The 23207-nt window shown below is 69.1% G+C and carries 20 protein-coding genes, 1 tRNA gene and 1 pseudogene; 3 read left to right on the forward strand and 19 right to left on the reverse strand.

All coding sequences use genetic code 11. The features are described 5' to 3' along the window. Positions 1 to 297: 297 nt before the first annotated feature. Positions 298 to 374: transfer RNA gene (locus tag G6N19_RS02305), tRNA-Arg, on the forward strand. Positions 375 to 583: 209 nt separating this feature from the next. Further along, complete coding sequence (locus tag G6N19_RS02310) at positions 584 to 1342, forward strand: enoyl-CoA hydratase (RefSeq protein ID WP_013828357.1); 759 nt, start codon at positions 584 to 586, stop codon at positions 1340 to 1342. Between the two features lie 4 nt (positions 1343 to 1346). Here the strand turns inward: G6N19_RS02310 and G6N19_RS02315 are convergent, their stop codons facing one another. From G6N19_RS02315 to G6N19_RS02330, 4 genes are all read right to left on the reverse strand, one after another. Beyond that, a complete protein-coding gene (locus tag G6N19_RS02315) occupies positions 1347 to 2549 on the reverse strand; it encodes a dihydrolipoamide acetyltransferase family protein (protein WP_193465686.1) in 1203 nt (400 codons plus the stop codon). 76 nt (positions 2550 to 2625) lie between these two features. Next, positions 2626 to 3675, reverse strand: a complete 1050-nt coding sequence (locus G6N19_RS02320; RefSeq protein WP_013828355.1) for an alpha-ketoacid dehydrogenase subunit beta — start codon at positions 3673 to 3675, stop codon at positions 2626 to 2628. Further along, complete coding sequence (gene pdhA, locus G6N19_RS02325) at positions 3675 to 4769, reverse strand: pyruvate dehydrogenase (acetyl-transferring) E1 component subunit alpha (protein ID WP_193465687.1); 1095 nt, start codon at positions 4767 to 4769, stop codon at positions 3675 to 3677. Before pdhA ends, G6N19_RS02320 begins: the two co-directional genes overlap by 1 nt. A 97-nt stretch (positions 4770 to 4866) precedes the next feature. Further along, positions 4867 to 6189, reverse strand: a complete 1323-nt coding sequence (locus G6N19_RS02330) for an aminotransferase class I/II-fold pyridoxal phosphate-dependent enzyme (RefSeq protein WP_193465688.1) — start codon at positions 6187 to 6189, stop codon at positions 4867 to 4869. Positions 6190 to 6230: 41 nt separating this feature from the next. Between G6N19_RS02330 and G6N19_RS02335 the strand changes: the two genes are divergently transcribed. Next, a complete protein-coding gene (locus tag G6N19_RS02335) occupies positions 6231 to 6911 on the forward strand; it encodes a pyridoxamine 5'-phosphate oxidase family protein (RefSeq protein WP_193465689.1) in 681 nt (226 codons plus the stop codon). Here the strand turns inward: G6N19_RS02335 and G6N19_RS02340 are convergent. The 15 genes and pseudogenes from G6N19_RS02340 to G6N19_RS02405 form a co-directional block, all read right to left on the reverse strand. Continuing rightward, positions 6908 to 9490 carry a multicopper oxidase domain-containing protein gene (locus tag G6N19_RS02340; protein WP_193465690.1) on the reverse strand — a complete coding sequence of 861 codons (2583 nt, stop codon included), beginning with the start codon at positions 9488 to 9490 and terminating at the stop codon, positions 6908 to 6910. The genes G6N19_RS02335 and G6N19_RS02340 overlap by 4 nt on opposite strands. An 85-nt stretch (positions 9491 to 9575) precedes the next feature. Beyond that, entirely contained in the window at positions 9576 to 10823 is a 1248-nt protein-coding gene (locus G6N19_RS02345; RefSeq protein WP_232062502.1) for a sulfotransferase family protein, read from the reverse strand. Then, complete coding sequence (locus tag G6N19_RS02350; RefSeq protein WP_013828348.1) at positions 10820 to 11893, reverse strand: DUF1214 domain-containing protein; 1074 nt, start codon at positions 11891 to 11893, stop codon at positions 10820 to 10822. The genes G6N19_RS02345 and G6N19_RS02350 overlap by 4 nt, the downstream gene beginning before the upstream one ends. Further along, entirely contained in the window at positions 11886 to 12515 is a 630-nt protein-coding gene (locus tag G6N19_RS02355) for a TetR/AcrR family transcriptional regulator (protein WP_013828347.1), read from the reverse strand. Before G6N19_RS02355 ends, G6N19_RS02350 begins: the two co-directional genes overlap by 8 nt. Before the next feature lie 48 nt (positions 12516 to 12563). After that, positions 12564 to 13385, reverse strand: coding sequence for a class I SAM-dependent methyltransferase (locus tag G6N19_RS02360; protein WP_013828346.1), 822 nt, complete (start codon positions 13383 to 13385; stop codon positions 12564 to 12566). 63 nt (positions 13386 to 13448) lie between these two features. Beyond that, on the reverse strand, positions 13449 to 14378 hold the full coding sequence (locus G6N19_RS02365) for a ketopantoate reductase family protein (RefSeq protein ID WP_013828345.1): 930 nt from the start codon (positions 14376 to 14378) through the stop codon (positions 13449 to 13451). After that, positions 14375 to 15559 (reverse strand): enolase C-terminal domain-like protein, encoded by a 1185-nt coding sequence (locus tag G6N19_RS02370; RefSeq protein ID WP_013828344.1) that lies wholly within the window; start codon positions 15557 to 15559, stop codon positions 14375 to 14377. The genes G6N19_RS02365 and G6N19_RS02370 overlap by 4 nt, the downstream gene beginning before the upstream one ends. A 25-nt stretch (positions 15560 to 15584) precedes the next feature. Beyond that, positions 15585 to 16391, reverse strand: coding sequence for an HpcH/HpaI aldolase/citrate lyase family protein (locus G6N19_RS02375; RefSeq protein WP_013828343.1), 807 nt, complete (start codon positions 16389 to 16391; stop codon positions 15585 to 15587). Then, entirely contained in the window at positions 16388 to 16876 is a 489-nt protein-coding gene (locus G6N19_RS02380; protein WP_013828342.1) for a MaoC family dehydratase, read from the reverse strand. The genes G6N19_RS02375 and G6N19_RS02380 overlap by 4 nt, the downstream gene beginning before the upstream one ends. Positions 16877 to 16972: 96 nt before the next feature. Then, complete coding sequence (locus G6N19_RS02385; protein WP_013828341.1) at positions 16973 to 18133, reverse strand: acyl-CoA dehydrogenase family protein; 1161 nt, start codon at positions 18131 to 18133, stop codon at positions 16973 to 16975. Next, positions 18130 to 20112: an acetyl/propionyl/methylcrotonyl-CoA carboxylase subunit alpha gene (locus G6N19_RS02390; protein ID WP_193465691.1), complete on the reverse strand. Its 1983-nt coding sequence runs from the start codon at positions 20110 to 20112 to the stop codon at positions 18130 to 18132. Before G6N19_RS02390 ends, G6N19_RS02385 begins: the two co-directional genes overlap by 4 nt. A gap of 6 nt (positions 20113 to 20118) precedes the next feature. Beyond that, on the reverse strand, positions 20119 to 21690 hold the full coding sequence (locus tag G6N19_RS02395) for a carboxyl transferase domain-containing protein (protein WP_013828339.1): 1572 nt from the start codon (positions 21688 to 21690) through the stop codon (positions 20119 to 20121). After that, a complete protein-coding gene (locus tag G6N19_RS02400) occupies positions 21687 to 22328 on the reverse strand; it encodes a 3-oxoacid CoA-transferase subunit B (RefSeq protein WP_013828338.1) in 642 nt (213 codons plus the stop codon). The genes G6N19_RS02395 and G6N19_RS02400 overlap by 4 nt, the downstream gene beginning before the upstream one ends. Continuing rightward, positions 22329 to 22406 (reverse strand): annotated as a pseudogene (locus G6N19_RS21735) (hypothetical protein); the annotation flags it as partial. 7 nt (positions 22407 to 22413) lie between these two features. Next, a complete protein-coding gene (locus G6N19_RS02405; RefSeq protein WP_041317559.1) occupies positions 22414 to 23157 on the reverse strand; it encodes a CoA transferase subunit A in 744 nt (247 codons plus the stop codon). Positions 23158 to 23207 lie beyond the last annotated feature (50 nt).

The following is a 23207-nucleotide window of genomic DNA, read 5'->3' on the forward strand; positions in this document are numbered from 1 at the left end:
GACGCTACGACCACCACGTGCCCCTCCTGATTCCCACTGTTCACGAGCACCATTCAACGCTAATCGTTTGGCTATGGCGACGGGTGTCGATTGTCCAGATCAGGCCTTCGGTGGGCAAAACGAAATACTCTGCTGGCCGGGTGAATTGGAAACGCCGCCCCACGACACCGCAGGTGGTCGTGCCGAATGAGCGCACTCATCGACCGTGGCAACCGGCCGAACACCGGGTGCGAACCGGACCGGCATTGCACGACCATCCCCGATCCGCTGCGATCAGCCGATAAACTGGGTTGCATTGCCTCCGTAGCTCAGGTGGATAGAGCACATGACTTCTAATCTTGTGGTCGCAGGTTCGAGTCCTGCCGGGGGCGCCATCCGACCAGGCAAAGCGCTCCGCCGCTTGGTCGCGTGACATTCCGCCGGAGAACGGCGAAGATACCGGTAAAACCGGGAAAGGTAGGCTCATGAGCCACGAACGTACGATCATCCTCTACACCGTCTTCATGATCGCGCTGGTGGTGGCGTCCGCGGTGATCATCGCCTGGGTCGCCTGACCGGTTCGCACCGGATACCGTCATCGTCGATGACACAATCCGATCTCGTCTTGTTCAGCGTCACTGAGCGGGTGGCGTTGATCACCGTCAATGATCCCGACCGCCGCAACGCGGTCACCGGCGTGATGTCGGCGCAGTTGCGGGCTGCGGTGCAGCGGGCCGAAGCCGATCCGAACGTGCACGCGGTGGTGGTCACCGGCGCGGGGCGGGCGTTCTGCGCCGGCGCTGACCTGTCGGCCCTCGGGGCCGCCACCGAGGACGGCCTGCTGGCGCTCTACGACGGCTTCATGGCGGTCGCACAGTGCACGCTGCCCACCGTCGCCGCGGTCAACGGCGCCGCCGTGGGCGCCGGGCTGAATCTGGCACTGGCGGCCGACGTGCGGATCGCCGGCCCGGCAGCCGTGTTCGACGCCCGGTTCCAGCAATTGGGTCTGCATCCCGGAGGCGGCGCCACCTGGATGCTGCATCGGGCGGTGGGACCGCAGGTCGCCCGGGCGGCACTGTTGTTCGGTATGCGTTTCGACGCCCAGGCCGCCGTGCAGCACGGGTTGGCCCTGCACGTCGCCGACGACCCGGTCGACGCGGCGATCACGTTGGCCGCCGGGCCGGCGTCGGCTCCGCGGGAGGTGGTGTTGGCGACCAAAGCCACGATGCGCGCCACGGCGAGTCCCGGCGCGGTCGAGGGCGAGCAGCACGAGTTCGCCAAGCGCACCGAGCTGGGTCCGCAGGCGGCGACCGTGGAGTCACCGGAGTTCGCGTCTCGGCTGGCCGCCGCGCGACGTCGCTGATCGGCTACAGGTCCAGCAGCGCGGTATCGGGATGTTCGATCAGATCGCGTAGCGCACACAGGAATTCGGCGACCTGCGCACCGTCGGCGATTCGGTGGTCGAACGCACAGGTCAACGTCATCTGCGGGCGGACCACGACGGCGTCGTCGATGGCCACCGGCCGCGGTTTCAGCGAACCCATGCCCAGGATCGCCGCCTCGGGGTAGTTGATCACCGGCACCCCGTCGTCGATGCCGAGGGCGCCGAAGTTGGAGACGGTGAACGTCGATCCCTGCAGTTCGGCCGGTTGAAGGCTACCGGCACGAGCGCCGGCGATGAGCCGCGTCACGCAGTCGGCGAGTTCCCGGGTGGTCTTGCGGTGCGCGTCGAACACCACCGGGACCAGCAGGCCACGCGGGGTGGCCACCCCGAATCCGAGGTGGATGGCGCGGTGGGCGCGCACCTGGGGGCCTCCCGGCGAGTCGACCCAGGTCGCATTGAGCACCGGATGACGGGTCAGGGCGAGGATCAGCAGTCGCAGCGTCAGTGTGAACGGCGTGATCGATGTGCCGTCGGCGTCGTCGGCGAGACGGTCGCGCAGCTGCAGCAAGTTGGCGCAGTCCACCTGTACGGCGGCATGGGCATCCGGGATCCTGCTGCGGGCCATGGCCATTCGTTGTGCCATCGCAGCCTGCACCGGACTCACCGGGCGCAACTCGTCGGCCGGCCGATCGCCGGTCGCCGCGGCCAGCACGCCGTCGGTGGTGATCACGCCGCGCGGTCCCGGTGGCACGCCGCCCAGGTCCACGCCCAGCTCGGCGGCGAGCTTGCGGGCGCCCGGCTTGGCTTTGGGCCGGGGGGAGCTCGCGCAGGCTCGGCGGCTGGTGTCGACGGTGTCGTCGGCGCCGTAGCCGACCAGCACCGGCGTGCGCACCGGCGGAGCCGCTTCAACGGGCTGGGTCGAAGACTCAGCCGCCGTACCGGTGTCGATTCGCACCAGCGGCGCCCCGACCGCGAGCACGTCACCCTCGGCACCGCCGAGTTCGACGATCCGGCCGGCGTACGGGCTGGGAATCTCCACTTCGGCTTTGGCCGTCTCCACCGAGCACAGCGTCTGGTTGAGTTCCACCTCGTCGCCGACGGCCACCTCCCAGCGGGTCACCGTGAGCTCTTCGAGTCCCTCACCCAGGTCTGGAACCGCGAACGTCTGGATTTGTGCTGTGCTCACGGGCACCACTCCTCTCCCCCGCAAGCGGGAGGTGCCCCCACATCGCTCTTGTGCTCTGCATCGTCGTGGCGCCGGCTCACGGCGCCTCCAGGACGCGCTGCACGCAGTCCAGCAGCCGGTCGGGTCCCGGAAGCCACAGCCGCTCCAGCCGGGCCGGCGGGTACGGGGTGTCGAATCCGGTGGCGCGCAACACCGGCGCCTCCAGTTCGTAGAACAGTTCCTCCTGAATACGGGCCGCCAGCTCGGCACCGTAGCCGAGGTTGCGCGGGCCCTCGTGCAGCACCACGCATCGGCCGGTGCGCCGTACCGATGCCGCGACGGTGTCGAAGTCGAGCGGGACCAGCGACCGCAGGTCGACCACTTCCAGGCTCCACCCGTGTTGCCGCGCACCGATTTCGGCCGCCGCCAGCGCGGTGGCCACTCCGCCACCGTAGGTCAGCACGGTGACGTCGGTACCGGTCCGGCGCACCGCGGCGCGACCGATGCCCGGCTGCGGGCGAGCGGTGTCGACGGTGCCGCGGGCCCAGTACCGCCGCTTCGGCTCCAGGAAGATCACCGGGTCGGGCGCGGAGATGGCATGCCGCAGCAGCCAGTAGGCGTCCGACGGGTCGGCGGGAACCACGACTTTCAGCCCCGCGGTGTGAGCCCAGTAGGTTTCGGTGGACTCCGAATGGTGTTCGGCCGCACCGATTCCGCCGAATGACGGGATTCGCACGGTGACCGGCATCGGTATCTCGCCGCGGGTCCGGGTCCGGTACTTAGCCAGGTGGCTGACCATTTGATCCAGCGCCGGGTAACTGAATCCGTCGAACTGGATCTCGGGAACGGGCACGAAACCGCGCACCGCCAGTCCGACGGCGATCCCGATCATCGCGGACTCGGCCAGCGGAGTATCGAAACAGCGTTGCTCGCCGAAGGTTTCGGCCAGGCCTTCGGTCACCCGGAACACGCCGCCCTGCACCCCGACGTCGGTGCCGAACACCAACACCTTCGGATCGGCGTCCATCGCGTCCCGCAGCGCCCGGTTGAGCGCCTGCACCATCGTCAGCTGCTCGGCGCCCGGGTTCGACCCGGCGGTAGGGGCCGTAGCCGGCGAGCGGGTGGGCGGTTCGAGGATCTGGGTCATCAGCGCTCCCTGGCCAGCTCGGCACGCAGCGCGCGGCGCTGCTGCTGCAGCTCCGGGGTGAGGTCGGCGAAGACCGAGGTGAACACCTCGTCGACGTCGAAATCGGCCGCGCCGACCGTCGCGTCCCGCAACTCGGTGCGCAGCCGCTGCGCCCGGGCCGCGACCCGGTCCTCGAGCCGCTGTGTCCATACGCCGGCGTTGCGCAAATAGCTGCGGTAACGCGGGATCGGGTCGAGCGCCGTCCAGCGCTCGTGTTCGGCGCTGCTGCGGTAACGCGTTGGATCGTCGGAGGTGGTGTGCGGACCGAGCCGGTAGGTGACGGCCTCGACCAGGGTGGGGCCGCCGCCGGTGCGGGCCCGCTCGGCCGCTTCGGCCATCACCGCATAACAGGCCAACGGATCGTTGCCGTCCACCCGGATTCCGGGCATCCCGTAGCCGATTGCCTTGTGCGCCAGCGACGGAGCAGCGGTCTGACGATGCAGCGGCACCGAGATCGCCCACTGGTTGTTCTGCACGAAGAACACGCACGGAGCCGCGAACACCGCGGCGAAGTTCAGCGCCTCATGGACGTCTCCCTCGCTGGTGGCACCGTCGCCGACGAACGCGACGGTGACCGAGTCCTCGCCGAGGCGTTGCGCGCCCATCGCCGCGCCCACGGCGTGCAGCGCCTGGGTGCCGATCGGAACCGAGATCGGCGCACAGCATTTCGCGGTGAATTCCAGTCCGCCGTTCCATGTTCCGCGCCAGGCGGCCGCCAGGTTCCACGCCGGGATACCCCGGGCGACGAACACTCCCAGCTCGCGATACTGCGGGAACAGCCAGTCGGTCTTGCGCAGGCATGCGGTGGCGCCGATCTGAGCCGCCTCTTGTCCGCGACAGGATGCGTAGAGCGCCAGTTCCCCTTGGCGCTGCAGGTTGACCAGTTCAGTGTCGAGCTCGCGGGTGAGCGCCATCAGTTCGTAGAGCCAGCACAGCGTTTCGTCGGGCAGGTCACGGCTGTAGCGATTCTCGGCGGTCGGTGCGCCGTCCGGCCCGATCAGCTGCACAGGCTCGAGGGCGACCTGGGGACCGGTGATGCCTGGCAGCTGGCCCATGCGAGCCTCCTTGTGACGCTGCTCTCATTATGCCAGCGAACCCGCGATTGCCCGGTGAGCGTGACCGGTGACGTCGACGTGTCCGCGGGCCGGTCCGTCACACGCTCACGGTTCCGGTGCCGCTCAGCGAATCCGCTACCGCATCGGCCAGCGGTCCGATCTCGGCGGCGGCCAGATCCGAGATGGTGATGCGGATTCCTGGCGGGCTACCGATCCGGTACCGGCTGCCCGGGGCGGCGGCCCAGCCCGCGGCGAACAACCGCGTGATTGCCGCCGACTCGTCGGGTACCGGAATCCAGACGTTGAGCCCCGAGCGACCGTGGCAGGCCAGGCCGCGCTCCGCCAGCGCCGCGCACAGCCGGGTGCGCCGGTCGGTGTAGACGGCTTCGGCGTCGGCCACCAGCCGTGTCGCGGCCCTATCCCGCCACATACCGACAACAACGTCCTGCAACAGCCGGCTGACCCAGCCCGGCCCCAGCCGCTGGCGCCCCTGCACTCGTTCGATCGTGCGACGGTCCCCGGCCACCAGCGCCAACCGCAGGTCCGGGCCGTAGGCCTTGGCCACGGACCGCACGAACGCCCAGTCCCGCACCACCCCGGCCAGCGGGTGCAACGCCATCCCCGCCACCCCGGCGCAGTGGTCGTCTTCGATCAGCAGCACGTCGGTGGCGGTTTCGGCCAGCACGGCACGCAACGCAGCGGCACGCTCCGCCGACATCGCGCCGCCGGTCGGGTTCTGGGCGCGGCTGGTCACCACCACCGCTCGTACTCCGCGGCGCAACGCCCGAGCCAGGTCTGTGACCAATGGCCCGTCGTCGTCGCCACCCACCGGCTCCACAGCCAGCCCCAGCGCTCCGAGCAGGTCGAGCAGATTGGCCCACCCGGGGTCTTCGACGGCCACCCGGTCGCCGGGACGCAGGTGAGCCGCCAGTACCCGCTCGATCGCATCCAGTGCGCCCGATGCCACCGCCAGGTGCTCGGCCGCCACCCCGTCGGCTTCCAGGGCGGCCCGGGCGTGGCCGGCCAACTCCGGCGAGACGGATGGCTGCCCGTACAGCACCGGGGTGGCCGGCGGCGACAGCCGGGCGCCGGCGATCGGCAGCAACGCGGGGTTCGGGTTGCCGGTAGACAGATCCCGGACACCGGCCGGGACCGTGAGGCCGCGCAGCGAACGCGGTGTGGTCGCCGGCCGATCCCGTACCCGGGTTCCCCGCCGCCCGGCTGTTTCGACCGCCCCGCGGTCGCGCAGCAACCGGTAGGCGGCAGCAACGGTGTTCGGGTTGACCGCGAGCCGGCCGGCCAGGTCGCGGATGGGCGGAAGCGCGGACCCCGGCGCCAGCTGGCCGTCGGAGATGCCGTCTTCGATGCTGGCGGCTATCGACTCAGCGCCGGCACCGGTAATAGAGTATTGTACCGTCACATATCTAATTATGTACTAGTTCAATAGGAAGGGCAACGGTGATGGCCCGGACTTATGCGCGCACAGACCGCACCACGCCCACCAGGTACCGGGAGCGGGCACGCTATGACCACGAGACCGTCCACCGCATCCTCGACGAGGCACTGATCTGTCACCTCGGTTATCTCGACGAGGGGTCCCCGGTGGTGCTGCCCACCACTCACGCACGCCACCGCGAGGTGCTCTACCTGCACGGCTCCACCGGAAGCGGCCCGATGCTGGCAGCCGCGAAAGCCCCCGCGGGCCTGCCGGTCTGCGTCACCGTCAGCCTGATCGACGGCCTGGTGCTGGCCCGCTCGGCGCTGCACCACTCGCTGGCGTACCGCTCGGTGATCATCCGCGGCGCGGCGCGGGTGGTCGTTGATCCCGGCGAAAAGCGCGAGGCACTGGCGGCGCTTGTCGACCATGTGGTCTCCGGCCGCGCCGCCGACAGCAGGCCCCCCAACGAACGTGAACTGGCCATGACCGCCGTGCTGGCACTCGACTTGGTGGAAGTCTCCGCCAAGGTGCGCACCGGCGGTCCGGTCGACGATCCCGAAGACCTCGGCCTGCCCTACTGGGCCGGGGTGGTGCCGTTGACAGTGACCGCCGGATCTCCCGAACCAGCCGGCGACCTCGACCCGGCCATCCCGCTGCCGTCCTACCTGACGCCGTACCGGCGAACCGCTCCGGCCGGTAACTAACCGGCGACCTCGAAGATGCCGTGGGCGCCGTTTTCGGCGTGCCGCATGTCGTGGTCCATGAACGGGTAGTGGCCCGGCTCGGGGAAGGTCAGCTCGACGAAACCGCCCTGCGCCGGCGCCAGATCCAGCACCTGGGAGCCGCCCGGGCCCCCGGGCTGGTTCGGCGGCCGCAACAGCCAGGCGCCCTCTTTGTAGACGGTGTCGAACTGTGTGCCGACGATGTGGAAGGCGATCGTGTCGCCGGGCCCGGCGTTGACCACCCAGACCCGAACCCGTTCGCCGGCGCGCGCCGGCAGCGGGGCGTGCATGTACTGGGCCGCGGTGCCGTTGAACATCCAGCCGTCGGGCTGCCCGGCGCGGATCGCGGTCGTCTTGGCGTCGGCATCGGGCGCTCCGGCATAGAGCTGCGCGCCGACCAGGGCGTATTCCCGGTCCACGGCCGGCAGTCCGGGCGGGTCGATGATCACCGCGCCATACATGCCGTTGGCGATGTGCAGCGTCATCGGCGGCGTGCTGCAGTGATACAGCCAGGCGCCGGCCCGTCGGGCGGTGAACCGGTAGACCAGCCGCTCCCCCGGCTCCAGCGTGCGCATCGGCTGGTCCGGTGCAAGCGCCCCGGCGTGAAAGTCGATGCCGTGGCCCATGGTGGAATCGTTGATCAGGGTGATCTCGAAGGTGTCCCCGACCCGGCCGTGCAATGTGGGGGCCGGCTCGCTACCGCCGAAGGTCCAGCGGATCTCGCGGCGGCCGGGTGCCACCTCAAGCTCCCGGTCCACGGCCCGCAGCTCCACCCGGTGCACGCCGGGTGTTGCCGGCGCCAGCACCGCATCGTACGGCCGCCATCCCGGCGACGGGTCCGCGGCCAGGTTCAGCGTGGCCGGCACGGGAACTCCCCCACCGTGGTCACCGCCGGTGTGCTCGTGGCGCGGCACGCCGCCGACGGCATGGATCGTCATCGTCATCCCGGCGGCCCGGTGGCCCGGTACGTCGCACCAGACGTCGCGGTCCTGCCGGATCACCCCGAGATCGAGCACCGCGGTCTGGCCGCGGCTCAGCCGCGGCGTGTGCTCGCCGGTGTCGACGTGCAGGTCGTGCGGCAGGCCGTCGATGTTGGTGACCCGCAGCACCAGCCGGGTTCCAGCCGCCACCTCGAGCACGTCCGGGGAGAACCGCATGTTGTTCAGCGTCACCTCGACCGTGTGTGCCTCGCCGGCGACGTCGGCCACTTCCGAGGACGCCGGCGCCCCCAGTATCAGCGCCGACGCGACCGCGGCCACCGCGGCCACCGCGACCGCCCCGGTCACCGCAGCGGAGTGCGGTTTGATCGCCTCGACGTCGATCGGTCCGCGCAGCGCCACCGGCAGCGCCAGCCGCAGCGCCAGCAGCACGAAACTGGCCACCGCGACGGCGGCCAACACCCAGCCGACGATGGGCAACGGCCCCCGCCACGGCCCGGCCACCAGCGGCACGGCGACGTTGATCGCAGCCACCCGCACCTGCCAGCCCTGATCCAGGTAGGCGATGACGGCCTTACGAATCGGCGGGCCGTGGGCCACCAGGATCGGCAGCAGCTGACTGAGCGCACCGAGCAGGATCTGAGCGACGAAACCCACCGCCAGCAGCGGCAGCAGGGTGTGCTCGACGAATGCGGGCAGCACATCGACGGAGCGGCCCGCGATCAGCGCGACCACCTCCGTCACGACGGCCACCCCGAGCCAGCCGGTCGCACCGACCAGCATCCAGGCCGCCGGGCCGGTGAAGCTTCGTCCCGGCCACAGGCCGACGATCGCCAGACCGGCACCGATCGCATAACCCGCCAGACCTGCCGCCGCCAGCCACCAGCTGTCGGCGAGCAGGCCCGCGGTGGCGATCGCCAAACCAGCCGTGAGGGTCGGCAGCGCACGACGGGCCATCGCGAAGCTACGCGGGGTGATCTTCTCCCGGATCGTGGTGGGCCACAGGGTGAACAGCGTGCCCACCACGGTCAGTCCGATCCAGCCGTAGAGCATCACGTGCACGTGGGTCGTCCACAACCGCGCATACCACCGCGCAACGCCGAAGGCCATGGTGGCGCCGGCCGCCGATCCGATCAGCAGGGCGACGAGGGCAGCCAGATAGAAGCCGACGAGATAGTCGAAGCGCGCCGAGAGCGCCGACTTCTTCATCGCGATCAACTCCGCGCCGTGAGCGACGCCGACCACGGCCACGACCGCACCGCCGATACCGGTCAGCGCCTCGGTGTTCCAGGTGACACCCGCCAGGGCGGCGATCACGCCCGTGTTGAGCACGGCGAGTTTGGCCACCAGGTGCCAGTGCGGCGGGTCGGGGACCCGGCACAGCGTCGTGGTGAAGTGTCCCGACCAGATCACGATCGCGTTGGTGGCCGCGCCGAGCAGCAGCGCATGCACCGGCAGCCAGATCGGGTGCGCGATGGCGTTGTGTCCGATCAGCAACGCCACCGAGACGGCCAGCCAGACCAGCACCACGATGTTGGCGCCCAGGAACACCGGCCCGCGCGGCCCGCCCCGGCGGCGCTTCGCGGGTGGTGCCGTGGACGGCGGCGACCCCAACTGAATCATGATCGCCAGGCTACGGTGATGGCGCTACCAGGAGAAAGTGCCGTTAGACATCGGTAGCCATCGATACGGTCGGTTCGCCCTCCGATCAGCCGGCGACGAACCGGCTCCGGTAGTCACGCAGGCGTGCGGCGATCTCGTCGGTGTTCAGCCCCACGTCGGCCGGCTGGTAGTCCACCGTGCCGTAGCGGCCGCGGGGGTGGTCGGCGCGGAACTGGGTCATCGCTTCTTTGGCCCGGGTATCAAGCGGCTGGCCCGCGAGCTCGTAGATGGCGGCGACGGTGCCGTCCTCGTCGGCCATGAAGTCATCGAAGCGCACATCGATGGACTGCGCCGCCGGCAGCACGTCGCGATCGGCCAGACACCCGCTGAGTAGGTCGTCGGCTCGATCGAACCAGTACGCCGAGATCTTGACCGGGTCCGGACGGTCGCATCCCATTCGCGCCGCATAGCTGATCATCGTCGTCATCGACTGTGTTACCTCGACCGGATCCCGGTGGGTGACAACGAAGGTGGCGTCGGGGAATGTGGCGTACAGCGCCGGGAACTGTTCCAGATGCTGCGGCGATTTGAGCACCCAGCGGGTGCCGCCGCGCAGCCATTGCAGGGCCTGCAGGCTGCGTTTCAGGTAGGCGTATGACGCGGTCTGGTCGTGGGCCTTGTAGTGCTGCGCGAAGGTCGGCAGAAAGTAGCTGCATTCGAAGAGCATTCCGGAGATGTCGTTGCCCAGCAGCTGGATCTCCTCGTGCGCGTGGTCGACGGTCATGTCGTGCATGCGCTTGAACTCGGGCATCGAGGTGTTGATCAGGTCCAGCCCGACCGCGCAGCGGTCACGCCGGGCCTGCGGATCGGGCTCGCCGGGTGTGGCTATCGGCTCCAGGCTTTCCCAGTAGGGCAGGTACCGCAGCGCGGGGTCGGCGGCGATCAGGTTGTGCAGATGGGTGGTCCCGGTACGGGGCAGCCCGCAGATGATGATCGGGCGTTCGATCGCGACGTCTTCGATCTCGGGGTTCGTCGCGATCAGGTCTTCCAGCCGTAGCCGGTTGACCAGGTGACCGGCCAGCTGCTCGAACGCCATCGCTCGCCCCACGCCGGACAGCTCGGCTTCGTCGACCAGCGATCCGCACAGTACGTCGAGACGTTCCCGGAATGCGTTGTCGCCCCAGTTGTCCAGTCCCGTTCGTTCGGTTGCGGCCTGCAGCAGGGCTTCCGGTGTGAGTTGCAGGACCGCGCCGTAGCCGGCCAGTCCTTCGCGCATCGGGCGCGCGGCCTCGGGAAAGACCGGGTTGGCCAGGTCCTCGAGCCGGATGGCACCCGGACGGGTGGCGGCGCTCACCAGACCAGCTCTGCGACGTCGACGACCCGGCAGTTCAGCGAATCGGGGGTGGCCTCGGGCAGGAACCAGCGCAGCCAGATCAGGCCTTTGGACCGGCCGGCGGTGGACACCCAATTCGGATGCCCGGGGTCGGTTTCGCTGATCACGATCTGCCAGGACCCGTCGGGTGCGTAGGTGACGTGCGCACCGTTGATCGTGACGCGTTCGCGGGTGTAGTCGTAGGTGTGCAGGAACGGATTCCACAGGCACAGGTTCCAGAACACACACTCCGGCGAGGTACCTTCAATGACCAGCGCCTGGCCGGGTTGCAGTTCGTAGGCTCCCATGGCGTACGCGGCGTCACCGGCGGCCCAGCCCACCGTGCGACTCGGCACGGGGTACGGGTCCTGCAGCACGTTGGCCGGCAACCGTACCGGCGCCATCGCAGCCTGCTCACGGATCCAGGTCCGTGCCGCGCGCATCCGCCGGCTCAGGTCGGCGCGGCTGTCGGGGCGACGCGGCGTGTCGTCGAGCGCCTCGATCTTCCATTGGGCTCGCCGGTCCGTGCCCGGCTGGGTGCAGTAGTCGCGGGTCAGGATGAAGACCGCGTCCGGTTCGAGCTTGAGCCAATTGCCCTGTTGCTCAGTGGCGCTGATGACGAACTCGAAGTCGCCGTGGGTGTCGCAGCCCAGGTCACGGTCGTTGATCGTGTCGATGATGCGGTCGCTGTAGCGGCCGTCGTCGGGGCCACCGTAGACGGTCATGGACAGGTAGACCGCGTCGCCGCGGTTGCCGGTGACCCGGTAGCTGCGGCTGGGGTCGATCGGTGCCAGCTGGTAGAAGGCGTCGGAGTTGTCGCCGCCCCACTTCAGGTACGGGCCGATCACGTCGACCAGGATCGGCTTGTCGGCGTCCCCCCAGATGTAGGCGTCGGCGGCGACCCGCAGCAGGCTCAGCGCCCACCGGTAGCCGTCGAGGATGTCGGCCTCCTCCAGTGGCGGATCGCCGCCCAACAGCCGCTGCTCGACGGCGCGAACCTCCTCGAGCAGGTCCCCGAATGCCTGAGACAGCTCCGACGACTCGTCACCCATCACGGTTCTCCTTCTTTCTCATTCCTTGCAGCACCAGGGAGCAGAGTCGGTCGGCGGCGGAGTCGACGGTGTCGGCGGCCAGCACCTGGGCGATGTAGAAGCTGGTGCCCACCAGCAGGTCGTAGGCGATCTCGACGTCGACGTCGGCGTCGAGCACGCCTTGGTCGATGCCGGTGCTGATCAGTTCCCCGAACGCGGTACGGGTCTGCTCGTCGAGCAGCTGCTGGGTGCGGATGAACAGCTCCGAATCGCGGTGGCGGTCGGCCAGGATGCCCAGCGCCGCGGCGGCCACCTCCGGTGAGCGCCAGAACGCGAAGACTCCGGCCACGAACCGGCGCAGGTCCGCCTCGAAGTCGCCCGAGCTGGTCAGCAGGTCCCCGACGGTCGAGCCGAAGACCGCGTCGAACACCAGGTGGGTCTTCGACGGCCAGCGCCGGTAAACGGTGGGGCGGCTGACGTCCGCCTCTCGTGCGATCGCCTCGATGGAGACCTGGTCGTAACCGTCACGGGCGAGCAGCCGGCGGGCTGCCTCGGCGATGGCCTGCTCGGTGCGCGGATTGCGCGGCCGACCGCGGGCGGTGGGGGCGGATTGCGGTGCCGTCACCCGATCGTCGTTGCCCACGAACCAAATATTTACATTACGTAACGTAATTCGTCAATGGCGTGCCGGTCAGAAGGCGTAGCGGTGGTACCGCGACAGGTTCGCCATCGCCGGAACCAGCGACATCGCCTTGCCCAGCGCCCGGTAACGGCGGGGAAGCATCTGGTAGGTGTCTGACTCGAACCAGCGCAGGCACTCCACCAACCGCGTGCCCGGAACGGCGGCGAGGATCTCGCGGGGCTCGTCGATCCCCCACTGCAGCTTTGCCCCGGAGCGGCGGACCACGGCATTGGCCCACTGGGTCTTGATACCCAACCGGCTGAAGGCGTCGAACTGTAATTCCCCGCGCGCGCAGTGCTCGACGACCCGGCGCAGCAATGCGACGCCGGCTTGTTCGGTGAGGTACATGGTCAGCCCCTCACCGAGCATCAATGTCGGTCGGTCGGTGGGGATTTCGGCCAGCCACGCCGGGTCGGTGACCGATGCCGCGACCACGTGGTTGTGTTCGCGCGCGGGGAGTAGCCGACGGCGCAGGTCGGCGACGCACCTATAGTCGATGTCATACCAGTCGACTCCGTCGCCGGGTTGCAGCCGGAAGTATCGCGCGTCGAGCCCACAGCCCACATGCAGCACCACCGCGTCGGGGTTGATCGCCAGGAATTGGCCGGCCCAGGTATCGAAGTGCGCCGAACGGGTGGTCACCGACGGTGACCGGGCGGCGGTGATGGTGGTCTTGCTCCAGTCGTAGTCGATGCGTTCGACCGCGTCCTTGGCGTAGCGATCACCCAGAATCGGCTCGGGCAGATCCGCGTCCAGCGCCTTGGCGTACAACGTCGCGAGCATGGTCTGCGGCGCTCCGCGCAGGTCCACCCGCGCCTTGTCATCGGTCATGGATTCGAGGCTAGCTCCGCCCGAGAGCGCTCGCGCCGAACTGAACGCCTCGCGGCGCGGTGTTCAGTCCTCGGGCGTCATCCACTGCCGTTCAACGGCTTTGACCAGCGCCGTCAGCGTCATGTTGACCGGAGCCTGCTGCTCGACCTGCGCTGCCTGGCGCACCACCGCGCCGTTGATCACGTCGATCTCGCTGACCCGGCGGGCCAGGTGGTCCAGCAGCGCCGACGGTTTGGCGTCGGGCAGCTGCGCCCCGAAGGCCCGGACGTGCGCAACCGGGTCCGCCACGGCGATGTCGATCCCGGCGGCGCGGGCCACCGCCCAGGCCTCGGTGGCGGCGGCGCGGCTGACCGGTCCCATATCTGCGTCGTCCATGACCTGCCCCACCGTCATGCCCGTCAGTGCGCACGGCGCGCTGTAGGCGACATTGCAGATCAACTTCTCCCACTGCATCGCGGCGATGTCGGCGACTGCAGCCGCGTCGAATCCGGCGTCGGTCCACACTCGCGCGATCTCCTCGACCGCCGAAAACGGCAGCGCCGCATAAGCTCCGAACCGGACCGCCCGCATCGCGTTGTGGTGCGCGTGTCCGGGCGCGGGACGTGACGCGCCGAAACCACTGGCGATGCCCACCGCCACCCGCTCGGCTCCCACGATGTCGGCGACGGTGTCGGCCGATCCCAGTCCGTTCTGGATGGTCAGCACCGGTGTGTCCTCGCCGAGCAGCGGCAGTGCCTGGGTGGCCCCGGCGGCGACGTCGGCGGCTTTGACCGCGAGCACCACCAGGCCCATCGGCTCTGCCGGCGCCTCGGCGGCCGCCCGCATCGCCACCACCTGATCGGATTGCGGCCCGCTGATGCGCAGGCCGTCCCGGTTGATCGCTTCGACGTGCGCGGGTGAGCGGTCCAGGGCCAGTACGTCGTTGCCGGCGGCGGCCAGTCGCCCGGCGTAGATCGATCCCATGGCGCCGCATCCGATGACCGCGATCTTCATCTGCTCATGCCTCCCATGAGGGCGATCGCGGCGAGCAGGTCGGGCTTTTCCTCGAGCCCGAATCCCGGGGCGTCGGTGGGCGCGATGGTGCCACCGGCCAGCCGGCATCCGGGCGAGTAGCCGCCGAAGGGTGCGAACACCCCGGGATAGGACTCGCAGCCTCCCAAGCCCAACCCCACCGCGATGTGCAGGTTGATCAGGTGGCCGCCGTGCGGGAAGGCACAACCGCGGTCGAAGCCGTGCGACTCGAGTACCTCGATCATGCGGGCGTATTCGGTCAACCCGTAGCTGAGTCCCGCGTCCATCTGGAAGATGTCGCGGCCCGGGCGCATGCCGCCGTAGCGCACCAGGTTGGTCACGTCACGCGCGGAGAACAGGTTCTCGCCGGTGGCGACCGCTCCCGGGTAACCGGCGATCAGTTGGGCGTTCAGCACGAAGTCCAGCGGATCGCCGGGCTCCTCGTACCAGCGCAGGCCGTAGGGGCTCAGCGCCTGCGCCCACTGCCCAGCGGCTGTGGCGTCGAATCGACCGTTGGCGTCGACGGCCACCCGTGCGCCGCTGCCCACCACGTCGATGACCGCCTCGATGCGGTCCAGGTCCTCGCGCATCGGCGCGCCGCCGATCTTTATCTTGACCGCGTCATAGCCCAGGTCGAGATAGCCGCGCATCTCGGTCCGGAGCCGGTCCAAGCCGTCTGCCTGATAGTAGTACCCGCCCGCGGCATACACCGGAACCGCTGCCACGGCTTCATTCCAGCCCAAGTTCCGGCCGAAGTGTCGCGCGATGGTGCGGTAGGCGGGTTCGTCGGCGAGTTTCGCTTTGAGATCCCAGCACGCCAGTTCCAGGGCCGCCGCCGCGCCGGCGCGGTCGCCGTGGCCGCCGGGCTTCTCGTCGACGAGCGCCTGGTACAGTACCCGGGCGGGGTCGATGTGGCCGTCATCGTCGAGTAGCGACTCCGGGTCGGCGCGCAGCACCCGCGGGATCATCCGATTGGCCAGGATGCCTCCCTGGGCGAATCGGCCGATTGAGTTGAACGCGATGCCGGTCACCGGTTTCCCGTTCCGTATCCGGTCGGTGACGATGGCGACCAGTGACACGGTATGCCGGGAGAAGTCCACCAGTGCGTTGGCGATCTCGCCGCTCAATGGCACCGATCTTTCGACGATCCGGGTGATGCGCACGCGCCGTCGCTCCTGTCGGTAGGCGTTACTCCGCTCGCCGCAGGATAGCCTCAGCGTGCCGCAGCACCGGCGAGTCCACCATTTGTCCCTCGAAGGCGAACACGCCCCGCTCGTGCTGTGCCGCGGCGAGCACCCTTCGCGCCCAGTCGATCTTGTCCTCCGCCGGTCGGTAGGCGTCGCGCACCACCGGTACCTGGGTGGGATGGATGCACACCGTGGCGGCGAACCCGACCGCGGCGCCGTCGAGCGCCTCGGCCCGCAACCCGTCGAGGTCACCGATATTGAGGTAGACGGCGTCGAGCGCGGCACGCTCAAACGCCGACGCCGCCAGCAGCACCGTCGAACGCGCGTGCCGGGCGAAGTCCCGATAGCGGCCGTCCGCGTGACGGCTGGAGCCCCCTCCCATGGCGGCGACCAGGTCCTCGGCGCCCCACATCATCGCCGCACAGGCCCGCGCAGCGGCGATCTCGGTCGCGAACACGACGCCGCGCGGGGTTTCGGCCAGCGCGACGACCTGCCGCGGCGCCAGCGCATCGACCTGGGCGGCCGACTCGGTCTTGGCCAGCATCACCGTCGTGTAGGCGGTGTCGGCCAGCGCCGCCAGATCGCGCGACTGATCCTCGGTACCGGCCGGGTTGATCCGCACCACAGTCCGCTCCGGGTCGAGCGGGTTGTCCCGCAACGCTTCCCGGGCAGCGGGCCGGTCGGCGGCGGCCACCCCGTCCTCCAGATCCAGGATGACCACGTCGGCCACCGCGGCGGCCTTTGCGTAGCGCTCCGGGCGATCGGCCGGGCAGAACAGCCAGGCCGGCCCGGTGGAGAGCAGGTTCATGCCGACTCTCCTGCCGGCCGCTTGCGCACCAACGTAGTCCGCACCGCGCGGGCCACCACGTCGCCGTGCTGGTTGCGCCCGACATGCTCGAGCGTCACGATGCCCTCCCCGGGACGGCTCTTGGACTCGCGCTTGTCGGTGCAGACCGTCTCGGCGTAGAGGGTGTCGCCGTGGAAGACCGGCTTGGGAAACGACACCTCCGAGAATCCGAGGTTGGCCACGATGGTGCCCAGCGTCAACTGAGCGACCGACAGCCCGACGAGCGTGGACAGGGTGAACATGGAGTTCACCAGCCGCTCACCGCGGAAGCCGGGCTGCTCGGCAGCCCAGGCCGCATCCAGGTGCAGCGACTGGGTGTTCATGGTCAGCGTGGTGAACAGCACGTTGTCGGCCTCGGTGACGGTGCGCCCGGGGCGGTGGGCATACGTGGTGCCGATCTCGTACTCCTCGAACCACAGTCCGCGCTGCTCGACCGTCTTACCCACGCTGCTTCCCTTCTCCTTCGCCGACTCGGAATTCTGCGACGCAACACGCCGCTGCTGTGTCGCGAGATGCCCGCTCGCGGCCGCTGCCGGTGCTCATCACAGCCCCAGCGATCGTGCGATCAGCATCAGCTGGACTTCGGTGGTCCCCTCGCCGATCTCCAGGATCTTGCTGTCCCGGTAATGGCGGGCTACCGGGTATTCGTTGATGAAGCCGTACCCGCCGTGAATCTGGGTGGCGTCGCGGGCGTTGTCCATCGCCGCCTCCGAGGAGATCATCTTGGCGATCGCCGCCTCCTTCTTGAACGGCTTGCCCGCCAGCATCTTCGCCGCGGCGTCGTAGTAGGCGGTGCGTGCTACGTGGGCGCGGGCCTCCATCCGCGCGATCTTGAAGCTGATCGCCTGGTAGGAGCCGATCGGCTGGCCGAATGCCTCGCGCTCACCGGCGTACTTGACGCTCTCGTCGACGCAACCCTGTGCGACCCCGGTGGCCACCGCGGCGATCGCGATGCGGCCCTCATCGAGGATCGACAGGAAGTTCGCGTAGCCCCTGCCCTGTTCGCCGAGCAGATTGGCTTGCGGGACACGGGCGTCAGCGAAGGTGAGCGGATGGGTGTCCGAGGCGTTCCAGCCCACCTTGTTGTAGGCCGGTTCGACGGTGAAACCCGGCGTGCCGGACGGGACGATGATCGTGGAGATCTCCTTGCGGCCGTCGGGTGCGGTTCCGGTGACGGCGGTGACGGTCACCAGCGAGGTGATGTCGGTGCCGGAGTTGGTGATGAACTGCTTGGCGCCGTTGATGACCCACTCGTCGCCGTCCAGTCGCGCGGTGGTGCGGGTGCCGCCGGCATCCGAACCGGCACCCGGCTCGGTGAGGCCGAAGCCGGCAAGCGCACGACCGGCAACCAGGTCGGGCAGCCAGGTCTGCTTCTGTTCCTCGGTGCCGAACCGGTAGATCGGCATCGCTCCGAGGCCCACCCCCGCCTCCAGGGTCATCGCAACGGACTGGTCGACCTTGCCGAGTTCCTCCAGGGCGAGCGTCAGCGCGAAAAAGTCGCCGCCCATACCGCCGTACTCTTCGGGGAACGGCAGGCCGAACAGCCCCATCTCGCCCATCTTGGCGATCACTTCGTAGGGGAAGCTGTGCTCTTCGTCGTGTTTGGCGGAGACCGGAGCGACGACGGTGCGCGCGAACTCAGCGACCGTGTGCTGCAGATCCTGGTACTCCTTGGGCAGCTCGCCTGCCATGATCGTCGTCATTGCTGATCGTCCTCACTTGATTCGGGCACCAGCCGGGCCAATACCTGGTCCACCGTCACCTGATCGCCCACCGATACCAATACCTCCACCCGGCCGCTGATCGGCGCGGTCAAGGTGTGCTCCATCTTCATCGCCTCGACCACCACGACCGGATCGCCCTCGTCGACCGGCGTTTCGGACGCGACGTTCACCGCGATCACGCTGCCGGGCATCGGGCTGACGATCTCGGCGCTGCGCGGACCGACGGCGGACCGCACCACGGTGCTTTCCTCGGCTTCACGCAGGTGCCAGGTGCCGCGCTCATCGGAGATCCACAGCTGCCCGTCGTGCTCGGCGAACCTGTAGCAGCGTCGTCGGCCCGCCAGTGTCACCGTCAGCCGGTCGCCCTCGACTTCGGCGCTGCCGCTGTGGATCTCGCCGTCACCGACCTGCACCCGCGCGGTCGCCGGAAGCCCCCACACCGACACCGTCTCCGACCGAAGCGGCGTGCGCATCTCGGTGCGCACCGGTGCCGACGCGCCGATCCGCCATCCGCTGGGGTTGGCCCACGGTGATTTACGCCCGGACAGCGCCCATTGGCGGTAGAGGCCGCCGGCGGCCAGCACGTCGTCAGGCGCGGGCGCCGGCGCGAAGTCGGCCGACCTGGTATCGAGCAGTTCGGTGTCGAGATCCCCGGTGACCACCCGGTCGTCGGCGAGCAGGAACCGCAGAAACTCGACGTTGGTCTGCACGCCGAACACGGCGGTGCCGGCCAGCGCCGCATCGAGCCGCGCCAGGGCCTGCGCCCGGTCGGCCCCGTGCGCGATCACCTTGGACAGCATCGGGTCGTAGTCGCTGCCGACCACGGTGCCGTCCTGCAACGACGAGTCCACCCGCACCCCGGGCCCGGCCGGCTCGTGCACCGCCAGCACCTGTCCGCCGGTGGGCAGGAAACCGCGGGCCGGATCTTCGGCGTACACCCGGGCCTCGATCGCGTGCCCGTCCAACGTGATCTCATGCTGCGCGAACGGCAGTTTCTCGCCGGCGGCTACCCGCAGCTGCCACTCGACGAGGTCGAGGCCGGTGACCGCTTCGGTGACCGGGTGCTCGACCTGCAGCCGGGTGTTCATCTCCATGAAGAAGAACTCATCCGGGCGGTCCGCGGAGACGATGAACTCCACGGTGCCGGCGCCGACGTAGTCGACGCTGCGGGCGGTGTTGCACGCCGCCGTCCCGATCCGGTCCCGGGTCGCGGCGTCCAGCAGCGGCGACGGCGCCTCCTCGATCACCTTCTGATGACGTCGCTGCAGGCTGCACTCCCGCTCGCCGAGGTGCACCACGTTGCCCTGGGTGTCGGCGAGCACCTGAACCTCGATGTGGCGGGGCCGCAACACGAATCGCTCCAGGAACAGTGTGTCGTCGCCGAACGCGGACGCCGCCTCACGCCGTGCGGTGGCCAGCGAAGCCCGCAGCTGCGCGGGGTCGTCGACCAGGTGCATGCCTTTGCCGCCACCGCCCGCCGACGGTTTGATCAGCACCGGGTACCCGATCTCGGCTGCCGCCGCGGTCAGCTCGTCGTCGGTCAGGCCCGGCTTGGCGATGCCGGGCACCACCGGTACATCAAACGCGGTGACGGTGTTCTTCGCGGAGATCTTGTCGCCCATCACCTCGATGGCGCGCGCCGGCGGTCCGATGAACACCACCCCGGCTGCCTCGCAGGCGGCGGCGAAGCCGGCGTTCTCGGAAAGGAACCCGTAGCCGGGATGAATCGCGCTCGCGCCGGTGGCGGCAGCGGCCTCGAGCACCGTGGGGATCGACAGGTAGCTGTCGGCCACCGGCGCGGGGCCGAGCCGCACCGCGGTGTCGGCTTCGCGCACGTGCCGCGCTCCGGCGTCGGCGTCGCTGTAGACCGCCACCGACCGGATGCCCATCCGGCGCAGGGTGCGGATCACCCGCACCGCGATCTCACCGCGGTTGGCTACCAGGACGGTTTCAAACATGGGCACTCACATCCGGAAAACGCCGTAGGAGACCGGGTCCAGCGGCGCGTTCGCACAGGCCGAAAGCGCCAGCCCCAGCACTGTTCTGGTGTCGGCCGGGTCGATGATCCCATCGTCCCACAGCCGTGCGGTCGAGTAGTAGGGGTTGCCCTGGGCCTCGTATTGGTCCCGGATCGGGGCCTTGAACGCCTCCTCATCCTCGGCGGACCACGGCTTGCCGGCCGCGTCGAGTTGGTCACCGCGCACCGTGGCCAGCACCGACGCGGCCTGCTCGCCACCCATCACCGAGATCCGGGCGTTGGGCCACATCCACAGGAACCGCGGCGAATACGCCCGGCCGCACATGGAGTAGTTGCCCGCCCCGTAGGACCCGCCGATCACCACCGTCAGCTTGGGCACCCGCGCGCAGGCCACCGCGGTGACCATTTTGGCGCCGTGTTTGGCGATGCCGCCGGCCTCGTAGTCGCGGCCGACCATGAAACCGGCAATGTTCTGCAAGAACACCAAGGGGATGGAGCGCTTGTCGCACAGTTCGATGAAATGCGCGCCCTTGAGCGCCGACTCACCGAACAGCACCCCGTTGTTGGCGATGATGCCCACCGGATGGCCGTGGATGCGAGCGAACGCGGTCACCAGGGTCTTGCCGTATTCGGCCTTGAACTCGCTGAACTCGCTGCCGTCGACAATGCGGGTGATGACCTGCCGCACGTCGTAGGGAACCCGCGGATCCGGTGGGACCACGTCGTAGAGCTCCGCGGGGTCATGGTGCGGATCCACGGAACGCTTGATCTCCCATGGGCTTTCGGGTCTCGGCCCGAAGGTCTGCGCGATCTGGCGGACGATGCGCAGCGCGTGTTCATCGTCGTCGGCCAAATAGTCGGTGACCCCGGAGACCTTGGAGTGCAGGTCTCCCCCACCGAGTTCTTCGGCGGTCACCACCTCTCCGGTGGCGGCCTTCACCAGCGGCGGGCCGCCCAGGAAGATGGTGCCCTGTTCGCGGACGATGACGGCCTCGTCGCTCATCGCGGGAACGTAGGCGCCGCCGGCGGTGCAGGAGCCGAGCACCGCGGCGATCTGCGGGATGCCCGCCGCGCTCATGGTCGCCTGGTTGTAGAAGATCCGGCCGAAGTGCTCGCGGTCGGGGAACACCTCGTCCTGACGGGGCAGAAACGCGCCGCCGGAGTCCACCAGGTAAATGCAGGGCAGCCGGTTGCCCAGCGCGACTTCCTGGGCCCGCAGGTGCTTTTTGACGGTGACCGGGTAGTAGGTGCCGCCCTTGACGGTGGCGTCGTTGGCGACGATCACGCATTCCCGCCCGGACACCCGCCCGATCCCGGTGATGATCCCGGCGCCGGGGCATTCGTCGTCGTACATGCCGTCGGCGGCCAGCGGCGCCAACTCCAGAAACGGGCTGCCCGGATCCAGCAACCGGTCGACCCGGTCGCGCGGCAACAGCTTGCCCCGCGACACGTGCCGCTGCCGGGACTGCTCGCTGCCACCGAGCGCCGCGGTCGCCAGCTTGGTGTTGAGCTCGGCGACCAGCCGCCGGTGCTCGTCGGCGAATGCTGGGGCCGTCATGACACCTTCGAAAGATTCAACGGGGCACCGGTTTTCGCAACCACCTCATCGACCGATACACCGGGCGCGGTCTCCACCAACTCCAGGCCCGCTTCGGTGACGTCGATGACGGCCAAGTCGGTGATGATGCGGTCGACGCAGCGGGCGCCGGTGAGCGGCAACGTGCACTGCTCGACGATCTTCGCGCTGCCGTCCTTGGCGGCATGTTCCATCATCACGATGACCCGGCGCGCCCCGTGCACCAGGTCCATCGCCCCGCCCATGCCCTTGATCATCTTGCCGGGGATCATCCAGTTGGCCAGGTCGCCGACCGCTGATACCTGCATGGCGCCGAGCACCGCCACGTCGAGGTGGCCGCCGCGGATCACCCCGAACGACGTGGACGAGGAGAAGAATGACGCCCCGGGCAGCACCGTCACGGTTTCTTTGCCGGCGTTGATCAAATCGGCGTCGAGGTCCTCGCGGCGCGGGTACGGCCCCACGCCGAGGATCCCGTTCTCCGAATGCAGCACGACGCTGACACCGTCGGGGATGTGGTTGGGAATCAAGGTCGGCAACCCGATACCGAGGTTGACGTATTGCCCGTCTTCCAACTCCGCGGCGACCCGTGCGGCCAGTTCGTCACGCGTGAGTGCCATTAGGCGCCACTCCTCTTCATCGCTTCGTCCCCCTCGCCGCTGCGCGGCTGGGGGTACCCCCACTGCATCGTCGCTGGCGCAGCCATCAGCGCACCGTCTCCCGTTCGATTCGTTTCTCCGGATTCGGTACGTGCACCACCCGATGCACGTGAATACCTGGGGTGTGCACCTCGGCGGGACAGATCTCGCCGGGCTCGACCAGGTGCTCGACCTGGGCGATGGTGATCCGGCCCGCTGCGGCGCAATCCGGGTTGAAGTTGGCCGCGGCCTCCCGGTAGACGAGGTTGCCGTGCCGATCGCCCTTCCAGGCGTGCACCAACGCGAAATCGGTGCGGATCGCCCGCTCCAGCACGTAGGTGCGCCCGTCGAAGTCCCGGGTCTCCTTGCGCGGTGAGGCCACCGCCACCCCGCCGGCTCCGTCGTAGCGCCACGGCAGGCCGCCGTCGGCGACCTGGGTGCCCACCCCGGTCGGTGTGTAGAACGCCGGGATCCCGGCACCGCCGGCGCGCAGCCGCTCGGCCAGCGTGCCCTGCGGTGTCAGCTCCACCTCGAGCTCTCCGGACAGGAACTGCCGGGCGAATTCCTTGTTCTCGCCCACATAGGAGCTCACGGTGCGTCGGATCCGCTTGTGCTCCAACAGCACTCCCAGTCCGATGCCGTCGACGCCGCAGTTGTTCGAGACGGTTTCCAGATCCGTGACACCGAGTTGCAGGACGGCGTTGATCAGCGCCTCCGGAATGCCGCAGAGGCCGAACCCGCCCACCGCCAGTGACGCGCCGTCGGTCACGTCGGCCACGGCTGCCGCCGCCGTCGCCACGACCTTGTCCATCGCCACCCGCGCCTCCTCATTTTCAGTTAATGTTGATTAACTGACAGCAG

Source organism: Mycobacterium novum, from assembly GCF_010726505.1.
In the GTDB taxonomy this organism is placed as follows: domain Bacteria; phylum Actinomycetota; class Actinomycetes; order Mycobacteriales; family Mycobacteriaceae; genus Mycobacterium; species Mycobacterium algericum.